The organism is Pararobbsia silviterrae, from assembly GCF_003628125.1.
Classification (GTDB): domain Bacteria; phylum Pseudomonadota; class Gammaproteobacteria; order Burkholderiales; family Burkholderiaceae; genus Pararobbsia; species Pararobbsia silviterrae.
The window spans coordinates 127570-141377 of the sequence record NZ_RBZU01000011.1 but is presented as its reverse complement, the minus strand read 5'-3'; the positions used below and the strand labels follow the sequence as shown (position 1 = coordinate 141377).

The window sequence follows — 13808 nt, the reverse complement described above, 5'->3', positions numbered from 1 at the left end:
CGTTACAATGTCGGTTTTCCGCACGATCCCCCCGCCCGACCGAGTGTCCGGCGCACGCGCCATTGCATGTACACGCTTTCCGATTTCGACTTTGATCTTCCGCCCGACCTCATCGCGCAGACCGCGCTTGCCGATCGCACGGCGAGCCGGCTGCTTGAAGTGACGCACGGGGGTACCGACGCGGGTACCGGCGCGGCGATAGACACAGGCCTCGCCGCAAACCCCGGCACAGGAACGGGCATCGATCCGACCCTGATCGACCGGCACTTCTCCGAACTCCTCGCGTGCGTATCGCCCGGCGACCTGCTCGTCTTCAACGATACGAAGGTGCTCAAGGCGCGCTTTCACGGCCACAAGGCCAGCGGCGGCAAGATCGAAGTCCTCATCGAACGCCTGACCGGTCCGCGCACGGCGCTCGCGCAGATCCGCGCGAGCAAGAGCCCCGGCGAAGGCACGACGATCCGTCTCGCCGATGCATTCGACGTCACGATCGGCCCGCGCGTCGAGCCGTTTTTCACGCTGCACTTCCCCGACGACTGCCTGACGCTGATCGAGCAATACGGCCGCCTGCCGCTGCCACCGTACATCACGCACGAAGCCGACGCGCTCGACGAAACGCGCTATCAGACGGTCTACGCGGCGAATCCGGGCGCGGTCGCCGCGCCCACCGCGGGTCTGCACTTCGATGCGACGCTGCTCGACGCGCTCGACGCCGCGGGCGTGCGGCGCGCGACGCTGACGCTGCACGTCGGCGCGGGCACGTTTCAGCCCGTGCGCACCGAAAAGCTTGCCGATCACACGATGCACACCGAGTGGTACGACATCCCGGCGTCGCTCGTCGACGAGATCGCCGCAACGCGCGCGTGCGGCGGCCGCGTGATCGCGGTCGGCACGACGTCGATGCGCGCGCTCGAAGCCGCCGCGCGCGACGCGATCCGGGCCGGCGCGGCGCCGGGCACGCTGCGCGCGGGCAGCGCCGAGACCGATATCTTCATCACGCCGGGCTATACGTTCAACATCGTGGACCGGCTCGTCACGAACTTCCATTTGCCCAAGTCGACCTTGCTCATGCTCGTGTCGGCCTTCGCCGGTTACGAGACGATCCGCGCGGCCTACCGCCACGCGATCGCGCAGCGCTACCGGTTCTTCAGCTACGGCGACGCGATGCTGCTCACGCGCGCCGCCCCGATCCCCGACCATGCTTAAATTCGACCTTCTGACGACCGACGGCCACGCGCGTCGCGGCCGCCTGACGCTCAATCACGGCGTCATCGAGACGCCGATCTTCATGCCCGTGGGCACCTACGGCACCGTCAAGGCGATGACGCCGCGCGATCTCGACGAGATCGGCGCGCAGATCATCCTCGGCAATACGTTTCACCTCTGGCTGCGGCCCGGCAACGAGATCATGGCCGCGCACGGCGGCCTGCACGGCTTCATGGGCTGGAACAAGCCGATCCTCACGGACTCGGGCGGCTTCCAGGTCTTCAGCCTCGGCGAGCTGCGCAAGATCAGCGAGGAAGGCGTGACGTTTGCGTCGCCGATCAACGGCGACCGTCTGTTCCTGTCGCCCGAAGTCTCGATGCAGATCCAGCGCGTGCTCAATTCGGACATCGTCATGCAGTTCGACGAGTGCACGCCGTACGCGACGGACGGCGTACCGACGAACCACAAGGACGCGGCCGACTCGATGCGCATGTCGATGCGCTGGGCGAAGCGCTCGATCGACGAATTCCGCCGGCTCGAGAACCCGAACGCGCTGTTCGGCATCGTCCAGGGCGGCATGTACGAGGATCTGCGCGACGAATCGCTCGCGGGCCTCGCCGATATCGGCTTCGACGGTCTCGCGATCGGCGGCCTCTCGGTCGGCGAACCGAAGGAAGACATGATGCGCGTGCTTTCGCACATCGGTCCGAAACTGCCCGCGCAGAAGCCGCACTATCTGATGGGCGTCGGCACGCCCGAAGATCTCGTCGAAAGCGTCGCGCTCGGCGTCGACATGCTCGACTGCGTGATGCCCACGCGCAATGCGCGCAACGGCTGGCTGTTCACGCGTTTCGGCGACGTCAAGATCAAGAACGCGTCGCACAAGGCCAGCCTGCGGCCGCTCGACGAATCGTGCGCATGCTACACATGCCGGAACTTCACGCGCAGCTATCTGCATCATCTGCATCGCGTCGGTGAAATCCTCGGCGCGCAGCTCAACACGATTCATAACCTCCACTACTACCTCGAACTCATGAGCGAGGTCCGCAAGGCGATCGAGGACCACGCGTTCGAGGCGTTCCGCGTGAAATTCCACGCGGAACGCGCACGCGGCGCAACGTAGCGGATCGACGCGCCGAACCCGACGGGCGCGTCGATCCCGGCCGACGGCGCCGACGGGCTTCGTGCGACGCCGTCAGCCAGGGCCCGCCTCAGCGATAACAGGTCTTGAAGTCGATCGGGTCGTTGGCCCCCTCGGGGTCGAACCGCAAGTCCAAGAACTGCCGCCCGACCGGGCGGTCCCGCGGGTCAAGCGTGACGCGACACAAGTGCACCTCCGTCACCGGCAGGCCCAAAGCGAGGCACCGGATTTTCGAATGCGTGACGCCCAGGATGCGCATGCTGAAGCCCGCGCTACGCGACGCCGCGATGGACAGTGCCGTCGCTGTTTTCGACACCGCAATGCGAATCCGGCTCTCGCGACCTTCGTTCATATTCAGCTTGCGAAACCCCGTCGCGCGACGACAGCGCAACTCGCCGTCTTGTCGCGTCACCTCGCGATGAAACTCCGACAGCTTGATTCGAATCGCTTCGCCGCGGCTGGCCCGCCCCGCTTTTAACTCGGCGGGGGCCGACCGCGCCGGGCGCGCCCCGTGTTCGATCGGCTCCCCATCGCCACTCGCCTGCTCCGGCGACATGTCGAAGGCCTTGGCGTAGTCGGCATAGCTCATCGTTTCGATGCGCCCGCTCGCCAGCGTACGCGTGAGGATGTCCGTATCGCGTTTCGACAGGTTCGACATCGGCGCGTCGGCGGAGGGGATCGAATGGATTCCCGTCACGTTCAACCCATCGAGCGGGGGACTGACGGCATGACCCGGGGACGTCTGGATACGCGCAGCGGAATAGGGCGTGATGGACTGGATCGGCATGATTGACCTCGTGATTGATCAGCTTCCGCGCACTATGAGCCGCAACGGACATACGCGTATTGCACAAAACATCGCAAGGGCGCGTGTTCTGACACGTCGGGGGCGCGTTCGAGCGCATCGACGCGCCGAGCCTATCTGCCGGCAGGCATCCGCGCGCCCAAGGACGCCCCCGCGAAGTCGGACGCCTTGATGCTCAGCGCGACCCGTTGAAACGACCGGACCTTCTCGAGCGTGGCGATACGCACGACCAGCGTGCCCTCGGTGGCGAGCGCCGCCGCGCGCAGATCGACGACGCACGCCTTGCTCGTTCCGTTATCGAGTCCCACACGCTCGCAGACAGGCACCACGCTGCCGTCGACCCGGTGCACGGAGAGCGCCGCCCCGCCGGTCCCGCCCGCGAGAGACACGAACAAATAGGCCGTATCGCGCGGCAGTTCCGCGCAATATTCGATCGGCCGCTCGCCGCGCCTGCCGTGCAACCCTCGCACGTAGGCGCCCGATGCAAGCGTACGCGCCGACAAACGCAACGGCCGACCCGCTGCCGGCGAGGTGTACAGATCGTCCGCCCGCGCATCCGCTTCGAGCAACCCGGGCCTGGCGATCGGACACGCGATCGGCGACGGTGCCGCCTCGATTTGCGATCGCGCGCCACGCACGATCTGTTCGAAGCTCAGACCGCGCCGAACCTGGTCGGATATCGTCGCGGCCAATTGCAGATCGGAACGCACCTCGAAGGGCCTCGCTTCGTCGGCCCGACGTGCGCGCCGAGACACGCCGCCGAGCGACGTCGCAAACCGCGGCGCCGGCGTGCGTGGCGCCCCGATCGTCGCGCGCGTGGGCGGCACGAGGCCACCCTGCGCGATCGACGGCATGACGGATGTCGTGAAGGAACCGGAGGATATCGACGAATTGAACGACGCAAGCATGGCGGTGCCTTTTTGATCGAATCGCCTTGCATCGTCGATGCCCGACCGGGCATCGCGCGGCAGACCGCGAGACGCGGTGCGCACGGAGCACGGACGGCAAGGCGGCGGCCGCGCTCCGTGACCGATCAGACCCGAAGTCCGCGCTCGGATCGGCCACGATCCGGCGCGATCCACGTGTTCGACGCGCGAACGAGACGCGTCCGAAGACGCTCAAGCGCCCATCGCACCGATGAGGCGCTGCTCGACGCGGCCGGGCGGTCGCATTCGTGCGGGACGCATCCCAAACCCACCCGGAGGCCGCCCCGGTGCCACACCCCGATGTCAGGCCCCAACGCCTCACCCCGACGCCAAGCCCCGACGCCCCGCCCCGCGCGATGCGGCGCGGCGCAACCGGTCTCCGAACGCGCCGCGTCAATGGACGGCCGCACCCGCGCAACGCCCCCGAGAACCCGAGCGGCGGCCGGGTTTCACATGAGTCCCGCGCTCAAATCGCGGCGCGGCGGCAGTGGTAGAATGCCTGGCTAATTCCAGCTTCAGTCGACGGAGACCTTAGTGTTTATTTCCAACGCATATGCGCAGTCCCTGGGTGGCGGCGGCGCAGAATCGAGCCTCATGACGTTCCTGCCGTTGCTGCTGATGTTCGCGGTGCTCTACTTCATCATGATTCGACCCCAGATGAAGCGGCAAAAGGAAGTCCGGAACATGTTGGCCGCCATGACCAAGGGCGATGAAGTCATCACGAACGGCGGTGTGGTCGGGAAGGTGTCGAAGGTCGGCGAAGCCTATGTGGGCGTCGAAATCGCCGATGGCGTCGAAATCACCGTCCAGAAGACGGCTGTGACGACGATCCTGCCCAAGGGCACGATCAAGTCGCTCTGAGCGACGCACCGATCGAGACCGGCCTCAAGAGTCGACGACGTGAAATGACCGGCGGTCGCGCCTTGCGCGGCCGCCCGCGTTTTCAGCCCCGGCCCCCCACCGCCCTGATATTTTTCGTTGGGCCATCCCATGAATCGTTATCCCCTCTGGAAGTACATCGTCATGCTGGTGGCGCTTGCCATCGGCCTGCTCTACACGCTGCCCAACTTCTTCGGTGAAGCCCCGGCGGTGCAGGTGTCGAGCGGCAAGGCGACCGCGAAGGTCGACGCCTCCGTGATGCAGAAGGTCGAGGACGCGCTCTCGGCGAGCCAGATCCACGCCGACGACATCACGTTCGACAACAGCTCGACCTCGGCGAACATCCGTGTGCGTCTGGCCACGACGGACGAACAACTCCACGCACGCGACGTGCTCGCGAAGGCGCTCAACGCCGATCCGAACGATCCGACCTATGTCGTCGCGCTGAACCTGCAAAGCAAGTCGCCGAAGTGGCTCACGGGCATGCACGCGTTGCCGATGTATCTCGGCCTCGATCTGCGCGGCGGCGTCCACTTCCTGCTCCAGGTCGACATGGACGGCGCGCTCGCGAAGCGCCTCGAAGCCGATGCGACCGACGCGCGCAACGCGCTGCGCGACAAGGAAATCCGCGACGGCGGCGTGAACCGCGTCGATCAATCGATCGTCATCGATTTCGCCGATGCGGCGACGGCCGATCAGGCCCGCGCGCTGCTCGCCGACCGTCTGACCGAGCTCCAGTGGAATACGCGTGCATCGGCCAACGGCGCGCAGCTCGTCGGCACGTTCTCGCCGGCCGCGATCAAGACCGTCCAGGACAACGCGCTCAAGCAGAACATGTCGACGCTGCATAACCGCGTCAATGAACTCGGCGTCGCCGAACCCGTGATCCAGCAGCAGGGCCCCGAGCGCATCGTCGTCGAGCTGCCCGGCGTGCAGGACACGGCGAAGGCCAAGAGCATCATCGGCCGGACCGCGACGCTCGAAGCGCGCCTCGCCGATCCGAACGGCCTGCGTCCGTCGCCGACCGATCCGGTCCCGCCGGGCGACCAGCTGTTCACGCAAGGCAACAGCGCACCGGTCCTGCTGCGCAAGCAGGTCATCTTCACGGGCGACCAGATCACCGACGCGGGCGCGACGTTCGACGAGCACCAGCGCCCGGCCGTCAAGATCCGGCTCAACTCGGCCGGCGGCCGGATCCTGCGCGATATCTCGCGCGACAACATCGGCAAGCCGATGGCGATCGTGCTGTTCGAACGCGGCTCCGGCGAAGTGCTGACCGTCGCGACGATCCAGTCCGAACTCGGCGAGAACTTCCAGATCACGGGCGCCGCCTCGACCGAAGCCGCGAACGACCTCGCGCTGCTGCTGCGCGCCGGCTCGCTCGCCGCGCCGATGAACATCATCGAGGAACGCACGATCGGCCCGAGCCTCGGCGCGGACAATATCCGCAAGGGCTTCGATTCGGTTCAGTACGGCTTCGCCGCGATCGCGATCTTCATGATCGCGTACTACCTGCTGTTCGGCGCGTTCTCGGTGATCGCGCTGTCGGTCAACCTGCTGCTGCTCGTCGCCGTGCTGTCGATGCTCCAGGCGACGCTGACGCTGCCGGGTATCGCGGCCATCGCGCTCGCGCTCGGGATGGCGATCGATTCGAACGTGCTGATCAACGAGCGCATCCGTGAAGAACTCCGGCGCGGCGCCGCGCCGCAGACGGCGATCTCCGAAGGCTTCCGGCATGCGTGGGGCACGATTCTCGACTCGAACGTGACGACGCTGATCGCGGGTCTCGCGCTGCTCGCGTTCGGCTCGGGTCCCGTGCGCGGTTTCGCGATCGTGCACTGCATCGGCATCCTGACCTCGATGTTCTCGGCCGTGTTCTTCTCGCGCGGCCTCGTGAACCTCTGGTACGGCGGCAAGAAGCGCCTCAAGTCGCTCGCGATCGGCCAGGTCTGGCGTCCGGGCGGCGCGACGGCGTCGATCGATCTCATCGATGACGACGGCGTCGAAGTCGCCGACGAAGTCATCGACGCGCCGACCCCGCCCGCCCGTCCTTCCGGCCTCGCGGCGAAAGCCGCGGCGGGTGCGAAGACGACCGGCGCGAAGCGCGCGCCGACCGCCAAGCGCTGAACTGGAGCTTCATCATGGAATTTTTCCGCATCCGTAAAGACATTCCGTTCATGCGCCACGCGCTGGTGTTCAACGTCGTCTCGTTGATCACCTTCCTCGCGGCCGTGTTCTTCCTGATTCACCGCGGCCTGCACCTGTCGATCGAGTTCACGGGCGGTACCGTGGTCGAGGTCCAGTACCCGCACGTCGCGCAGACCGATCCGATCCGCGGCACGCTCGACAAGCTCGGCTACACCGACGCGCAGGTCGCGAACTTCGGCGCGTCGAACAGCGTGATCATCCGGCTGCCGCTGCGTAACGGCCTGTCGTCGGCGCAGGAAAGCGACCAGGTCATGGCCGCGCTCCAGCAGCAGGATCCGGGCGCGAAGCTTCAGAGCGTCGAGTTCGTCGGACCGCAGGTCGGCAAGGAACTCGCGACGAACGGCTTGCTCGCGCTCGCCTGCGTCGTGATCGGCATCGTGATCTACCTGTCGTTCCGCTTCGAATGGAAATACGCGGTCGCGGGCGTCATCGCGAACCTGCACGACGTCGTGATCATCCTGGGCTTCTTCGCGTTCTTCCAGTGGGAGTTCTCGCTGTCGGTGCTCGCCGCCGTGCTCGCGGTGCTCGGCTACTCGGTCAACGAATCGGTCGTCATCTTCGACCGGATTCGCGAGACGTTCCGCCGCCAGCGCAAGATGAGCGTGACCGAAGTCATCAATCACGCGATCACGAGCACGATGTCGCGCACGATCATCACGCACGGTTCGACGCAGATGATGGTGCTCTCGATGTTCCTGTTCGGCGGTCCGTCGCTGCACTACTTCGCGCTCGCGCTGACGATCGGGATTCTGTTCGGGATCTATTCGTCGGTCTTCGTGGCCGCCGCGCTCGCGATGTGGCTCGGCGTGCGTCGTGAGGATCTGCTCAAGCAGTCGGTGGCCAAACACGATCCGAACGATCCGAACGCGGGAGCGCAAGTCTGAGTCGACGAATCGGATGCGCTGCATCCGAGGACCGCATCGGATGACCGAATCCGACGACTGATTTTCAGGGTCTCAGACCGCACAAGGGCCGAGTCCGTATTGCACGGAACTCGGCCCTTTTCGTTTGCGTCGCGATGTTTGAACGAGGTTGGCGACGTTGGCCACGTGGCCTCGCTAAGCCGACCGGCCCGAGATCTCGGCGCCCGCGTCCGCGGGCAGTTGCCGCAGGAAGCGCAGCGAACACAGCGAGAGCACGCCGATGAACACGAACGCGGGCCGGAAGTCCGATGCGACGAGCGTCGTATGACCCTGCAACGCGCTCGACGCCTGCAGCGCGAACGCCCCGATCGTCACGCCCATGCCGAGCGAAAGCTGCTGGACCGCGCTCGAGATGCTCGACGCCTGGCTGACGTCGGTGTGATCGATATCCGCGTACGAAATCGCGTTGAGGCTCGTGAACTGCAACGAACGAAACACGCCGCCGATCAGCAGCGTCAGCGCGATCGCACCATGCGGCGTACTCGCCGAGAACAGCGCGATCGCCATCAGCGACGCCGACGCGAACGCGATATTACCGACCAGCACCGCGCGAAATCCGAAGCGCCTGAGCACCTTGCGCGACAGCGTCTTCATGCACATCGAGCCCGCGGCGGCCGTGCAGGTCAGCAAGCCCGACTCGAACGGCGTCAGTCCGAATCCGAGCTGCAGGAACAACGGCAGCAGGAACGGCAACGCGCCGATTCCCGCGCGGAACAATGATCCGCCGAGCACGCCGATGCGAAACGTCTGAATCTTGAACAGTTCGAGCCTGAGCAACGGATGCGTCGCGCGCCGTGCATGCACGAAGTACGCGCCGAGCGCGAGCACGCCGACGACGATGCAGAGCGCCGATGCGCGGCCCGATACGAGATGCCGTCCGGCCGTCGCGAGACCCAGCATCGTCGCGCTGAGGCCGACCGCGGAGAACGCGAAGCCCGGCCAGTCGAGCGGCGGCGGCGCATCGCTGCGCAGATCGTCGATAAAGCGCGTCGCGAGCCAGATGCCGACGACGCTGATCGGCACGTTGATGAAGAAAATCCAGCGCCAATGCAGATAGGTCGTGATGAGTCCGCCGAGCGGCGGCCCGACGATCGGTCCGATCAGCGCGGGAATGGTGAGGTAGTTGAGCGCCTGGACGAGTTCGACCTTCGACACGCTGCGCAGGATCACCGTGCGGCCGACCGGCACCATCATGGCCCCGCCCATGCCCTGCACGAAGCGCGCGACGACGAATGCGCCGAGCGAGCCCGACAGCCCGCAGAGCACCGAACCCCCGACGAACACCGCGATCGCGGCGCGAAAGATCGTGCGTGAGCCGAACCGGTCGGCCATCCACCCCGAAATCGGAATGAATACCGCGAGACTCACGAGGTAGGATGTGAGCGCGAGCTTCAGCGCAATCGGGCTTTCATGCAGATCGGCCGCGATCATCGGCAGCGATGTCGCGATCACGGTCGCATCCATCTGCTCCATGAACAGCGCGCACGCCACGATCAGCGGAATCAGAACCGTACGGGGCAGCAAGGGCGCGCGATTCGGCAAGGCGAGACTCGAACTCGTGAAGGAAGGGCCAGCGGTCCCGAGGCGCCCACACGACGGCGCGCCGGTCGATCCGCAGCACATTAATCTTTGACGCAGCAACGAACGGCGTCCAGTATAGGCCGAAACGCGTGCCGGTGCGTGCGTGCCGAACGACCGTATGACGCGGTGTCATGGGTGTTTGGTACCATGGCGCGTGCTACCGAAGGCGCCCGTGTCATCGTTCCCAACCGATCGCCAGTCCGATCGACGAATTGCATGGACCAAGACAACTACGTCGCGTGTGAAGTCTGCGACGCGCTACATCACAAGCAGCACCTGATCGGCGTCGCATCCGCGCGCTGCACGCGATGCGGCTCGACGCTCTATCGGCACGTCGGCCTGCGTTCGGCCGACCGCGAGCTCGCGGTCGCGTTCGCGGCGCTCATCACGTTCGTGATCGCGAACGCGTTTCCGATCGTCGAACTCGAAACGAACGGACTGACGACGCGCACGACGCTCATCGGCGCGGTCATCAATCTGTTGAACGGCGACCGCACGCTGATCGCGGCCATGGTCGCGCTCGCGACGATCGTCTTTCCGGCCATCGAACTGATGGCGCTCATCTATCTGTTGTTGCCGCTGCGTCTCGGTCACAAGCCCGCGGGATTCGATCGCGTGCTGCGCACGGTTCAGGCCGTGCGGCCCTGGGGCATGATCGAAGTGTTCATGCTCGGCGTACTGATCACGGTCGTCAAAATGACGAGCATCGCGCGCGTGATCCCGGAAATCGCGATGTTCGCGTTCGGCGCGCTGACGTTCCTGAGCGCCTCGCTCGTGACGTTCGATCCGCGCGATCTCTGGGACCTCGCCGATGACACGATCGTGCGGCTGGCCGCGCTGCGCGCGAACGCCGCGCGCGATGCCACGGCATCGACGCCGGCCGCAGCCGTCCCCTCCTCCCGCGACGCGACCACGAGGCCCTCATGAATACGCCCGCGACGCCCGATCGATCGCCGACGCCCGAGGCAGCGACGTCCTCGACATCCCCGGCATCCACGCACCCGGCGCCCTCGCCCTCTCCGCAGGCGCCCGAATACGCGACCTATCTGACCGCGCGCCGCTGCGGCATGATTTCGTGCCATTCGTGCGGCCTGCTGAACCGGCACGTGCCCGGCGCCGAACGCGAAACGTGCCGCCGTTGCGGCGCGACGCTGCACTCGCGCAGACCCGACAGCCTGACGCGGACGTGGGCGCTGCTCATCTCCGCGGCGATCATGTATCTGCCGGCGAACCTGCTGCCCGTCATGCACACGTCGTCGCTGTTCGGCGACGAGGACGACACGATCATGAGCGGCATCGTCTATTTCTGGACCTCGGGCTCGTGGCCGCTCGCGATCATCGTGTTCATCGCGAGCTTCATGGTGCCGATGCTCAAGCTCGTCGTGCTCGCCCTCCTCGCGGGCACCGCGCAAGCGGGTGCGCGCTGGCGGCCGATGCAACGCACGCGCCTCTATCGGATCGTCGAGTTCATCGGCCGATGGTCGATGCTCGACGTCTTCGTGGTGACGCTGACCGTCGCGCTCGTCCATTTCCAGTCGCTCGCGACGATCTACGCGGGGCCGGGCGCCATCGCGTTCGGTCTCGTCGTGGTGCTCACGATGCTCGCTTCTCAACAGTTCGATCCGCGTCTGATCTGGGACACCATCGAAAACTCAGGACAACACCATGACTAACGGCGAACGGCCCGAACCGCCTGACTCAGACGATCCGCTGCCGTTGGCCGGCGATATTCCGACGCCCATCGTCCAGCGCCGCAGGCGCTGGCTGCCGTCGCTCGTCTGGCTGATCCCGCTGCTCGCGGCCGTGATCGGCATCACGCTCGCGATCAAGACCGTCGCCGACCGCGGTCCGACGATCACGATCAGCTTCCTGACCGCCGAAGGCATCGATGCGGGCAAGACGACGGTCAAGTACAAGAACGTCAACATCGGCGAGGTCAAGCGCATCACGCTCGCGCCCGATCGCTCGCATGTGCTCATCGAGGTCGAGCTCACGAAGCAGGCCGAGAATTTCGCGGTCGCCGACACGCGCTTCTGGGTCGTGCGTCCGCGCGTCGCCGCAAGCGGCATCTCCGGGCTGTCGACCTTGCTCTCGGGGTCGTATATCGGCGTCGACGCGGGCCGCTCGCACGACGAGCGCCGCGAATTCGTCGGCCTCGAACAGCCGCCGGCCGTCACGGGCGACCAGAAGGGCCGCCAGTTCGTGTTACGCGGCGACTCGCTCGGCTCGCTCGATATCGGCTCGCCCGTGTTCTACCGGCGCATCACGGTCGGCCAGGTCGTCGGCTACGACCTCAATCGCGACGGCAGCGGCGTGACCGTGCGCGTGTTCGTCAACGCGCCGTACGACCAGTACGTGCGCAGCAATACGCGCTTCTGGCAGGCGAGCGGCATCGACGTACGGCTCGACGCGAACGGCATCAAGCTCGATACGCAATCGCTCGCCGCGATCCTCGCGGGCGGCGTCGCGTTCGAAAGTCCGCAGGGCCAGCCGCCCGGCGACCCGATGGGCGAGAACACGTCGTACCGTCTCGCGACCGACGAGCCCGATGCGATGCGCGATCCCGACGGCATTCCGACGCGCGTGATCATGCGCTTCAACCAGTCGCTGCGCGGCCTCACGCCGGGCGCGCCGGTCGACTTCCGCGGCATCACGCTCGGACGTGTCGTCTCGATCGGCGTCGAGTACGACCGCGCGAGCAAGACGATCCAGATGCCCGTCGCCGTCGACATCTACCCGACGCGGCTCGGCTCGGGCTTCAACGCGGGCGCCCAACCGGGCACCGAAGCCGGGCGCTCGCGTCTGTCGGCGATGGTCAAGCACGGCCTGCGCGCGCAGCTCCGCAGCGGCAATCTGCTGACGGGCCAGCTCTATATCGCGCTCGACTTCTTCCCGCACGTCGAGCAGGCGCAGCTCGACTTCTCGAAGGATCCGGTCGAACTGCCGACGACGCCGAGCACGCTCGACGAACTCCAGCAGCAGGTCGCCGATATCGCGACGAAGCTCAACAAGATCCCGTTCGACCAGATCGGCAACAACCTCAACGACACGCTCAAGAACGCGAATCTGCTGTTCGGCCAGTTGAACACCGAACTCGCGCCCGAAGCGAAGGCGACGCTCGAAGAAGCGCAGAAGACGTTCCGTTCGGCGAACCAGGTGCTCCAGGCGGATTCGCCGCTCCAATCCGACGTGACGCATGCGATCCAGGAACTGAACCGCACGATGCAATCGCTCAACCAGCTTGCCGACTATCTCGAGCGGCATCCTGAATCGTTGCTGCGCGGCAAGCCGCAGGATCCCTCCGAGGACACCAAACCATGATGCCGATTCAAACAATAAAAGCCCTCGCCGCGCGGCGCGCCCACCGTCTCGCCGCGCCGCTCTGCGCGGCCGTGGCGGCGGCTTCGCTGATCGCGGGCTGCGCATCGACGCCGCCCGATCACTTCTACACGCTGCGCGGACGCGACGCGGCGACGCTCTACAAGCCGTCGGCGGCCGAGGCCGCGCCGTTCTACATCGAGGTCGGCGACGCCACCGTGCCTGACGAGGTCGCGCGCGCGCAGATGGTCGTCGATCTCGGCGACGGCCGCGTCAACGTCGCCGAACACCAGCGCTGGATCGCGCCGCTGCAGACGGAGATCTCGGCGGCCGTGTCGGAATATCTGACGCGCTCGCTGCATACGATCGACGTCTATCGCGCGGCCTATCCGGCCAAGCAGCCGGTCTACCGGATCGGCCTGACCGTGCGGCGCTTCATCTCGGTGCCCGGCTCGGCCACGTCGATCGACATGGTCTGGACCGTGCGGCGCACGGATGCGCAGAACCAGTCCGACCTGCCGGTCATGACGTGTCGTTCGGTCGTCAACGAAACGATCGGAGCGGGATACGATGCGATCGCGCAAGGCCATCGGCGCGCGCTCGATCAGATCGCGGCGGATATCGGCGGCGTGATCACGCAACTCGGCGACGTGCCCGGCACGCCGCCGTCGGCGGCGAAGGCCGTCGTGCCCACGGGCAAGACGCAGAAGCCCATCGCACAGGCCCCGGCAGTGCCGATGCCGACGTGCCCGTAACGGTCTAGGCGCGCCAGCGCGTCCGGCGGAAAAACCAAAGGGCCCCCGCGGCACTGCATGCCGCGG

At 66.3% G+C, this 13808-nt stretch carries 12 protein-coding genes; 9 read left to right on the top strand and 3 right to left on the bottom strand.

The genetic code is table 11. The features are described from left to right. Positions 1-66: 66 nt before the first annotated feature. On the top strand, positions 67-1206 hold the full coding sequence (gene queA, locus D7S86_RS21585) for a tRNA preQ1(34) S-adenosylmethionine ribosyltransferase-isomerase QueA (RefSeq protein WP_121089185.1): 1140 nt from the start codon (positions 67-69) through the stop codon (positions 1204-1206). Next, entirely contained in the window at positions 1199-2329 is a 1131-nt protein-coding gene (tgt, locus tag D7S86_RS21580; protein WP_121089183.1) for a tRNA guanosine(34) transglycosylase Tgt, read from the top strand. Before queA ends, tgt begins: the two co-directional genes overlap by 8 nt. An 88-nt stretch (positions 2330-2417) precedes the next feature. On the opposite strand, the gene D7S86_RS21575 is transcribed toward tgt, so the two are convergent. Continuing rightward, entirely contained in the window at positions 2418-3134 is a 717-nt protein-coding gene (locus D7S86_RS21575) for a hypothetical protein (protein WP_121089181.1), read from the bottom strand. Between the two features lie 131 nt (positions 3135-3265). Further along, positions 3266-3862 carry a hypothetical protein gene (locus D7S86_RS21570; RefSeq protein ID WP_158602047.1) on the bottom strand — a complete coding sequence of 199 codons (597 nt, stop codon included), beginning with the start codon at positions 3860-3862 and terminating at the stop codon, positions 3266-3268. 810 nt (positions 3863-4672) lie between these two features. On the opposite strand from D7S86_RS21570, the gene yajC reads away from it, so the two are divergent. The 3 genes from yajC to secF all read left to right on the top strand — a co-directional run bounded on the left by yajC (position 4673) and on the right by secF (position 8049). Beyond that, complete coding sequence (gene yajC / locus D7S86_RS21565; protein ID WP_420813298.1) at positions 4673-4939, top strand: preprotein translocase subunit YajC; 267 nt, start codon at positions 4673-4675, stop codon at positions 4937-4939. 129 nt (positions 4940-5068) lie between these two features. Continuing rightward, on the top strand, positions 5069-7084 hold the full coding sequence (secD, locus tag D7S86_RS21560; RefSeq protein ID WP_121089175.1) for a protein translocase subunit SecD: 2016 nt from the start codon (positions 5069-5071) through the stop codon (positions 7082-7084). A gap of 14 nt (positions 7085-7098) precedes the next feature. Next, a complete protein-coding gene (secF, locus tag D7S86_RS21555; protein ID WP_121089173.1) occupies positions 7099-8049 on the top strand; it encodes a protein translocase subunit SecF in 951 nt (316 codons plus the stop codon). Between the two features lie 174 nt (positions 8050-8223). Here the strand turns inward: secF and D7S86_RS21550 are convergent, their stop codons facing one another. Beyond that, complete coding sequence (locus D7S86_RS21550) at positions 8224-9630, bottom strand: MFS transporter (protein WP_276313526.1); 1407 nt, start codon at positions 9628-9630, stop codon at positions 8224-8226. Positions 9631-9885: 255 nt separating this feature from the next. Between D7S86_RS21550 and D7S86_RS21545 the strand changes: the two genes are divergently transcribed. The 4 genes from D7S86_RS21545 (at position 9886) to D7S86_RS21530 (ending at position 13742) form a co-directional block, all read left to right on the top strand. After that, positions 9886-10596, top strand: coding sequence for a paraquat-inducible protein A (locus D7S86_RS21545; protein WP_121089169.1), 711 nt, complete (start codon positions 9886-9888; stop codon positions 10594-10596). Between the two features lie 140 nt (positions 10597-10736). Beyond that, positions 10737-11342, top strand: a complete 606-nt coding sequence (locus D7S86_RS21540) for a paraquat-inducible protein A (RefSeq protein WP_240648342.1) — start codon at positions 10737-10739, stop codon at positions 11340-11342. Further along, entirely contained in the window at positions 11335-12990 is a 1656-nt protein-coding gene (locus D7S86_RS21535; protein ID WP_121089165.1) for a PqiB family protein, read from the top strand. The genes D7S86_RS21540 and D7S86_RS21535 overlap by 8 nt, the downstream gene beginning before the upstream one ends. After that, on the top strand, positions 12987-13742 hold the full coding sequence (locus D7S86_RS21530) for a PqiC family protein (protein ID WP_121089164.1): 756 nt from the start codon (positions 12987-12989) through the stop codon (positions 13740-13742). Before D7S86_RS21535 ends, D7S86_RS21530 begins: the two co-directional genes overlap by 4 nt. Positions 13743-13808 lie beyond the last annotated feature (66 nt).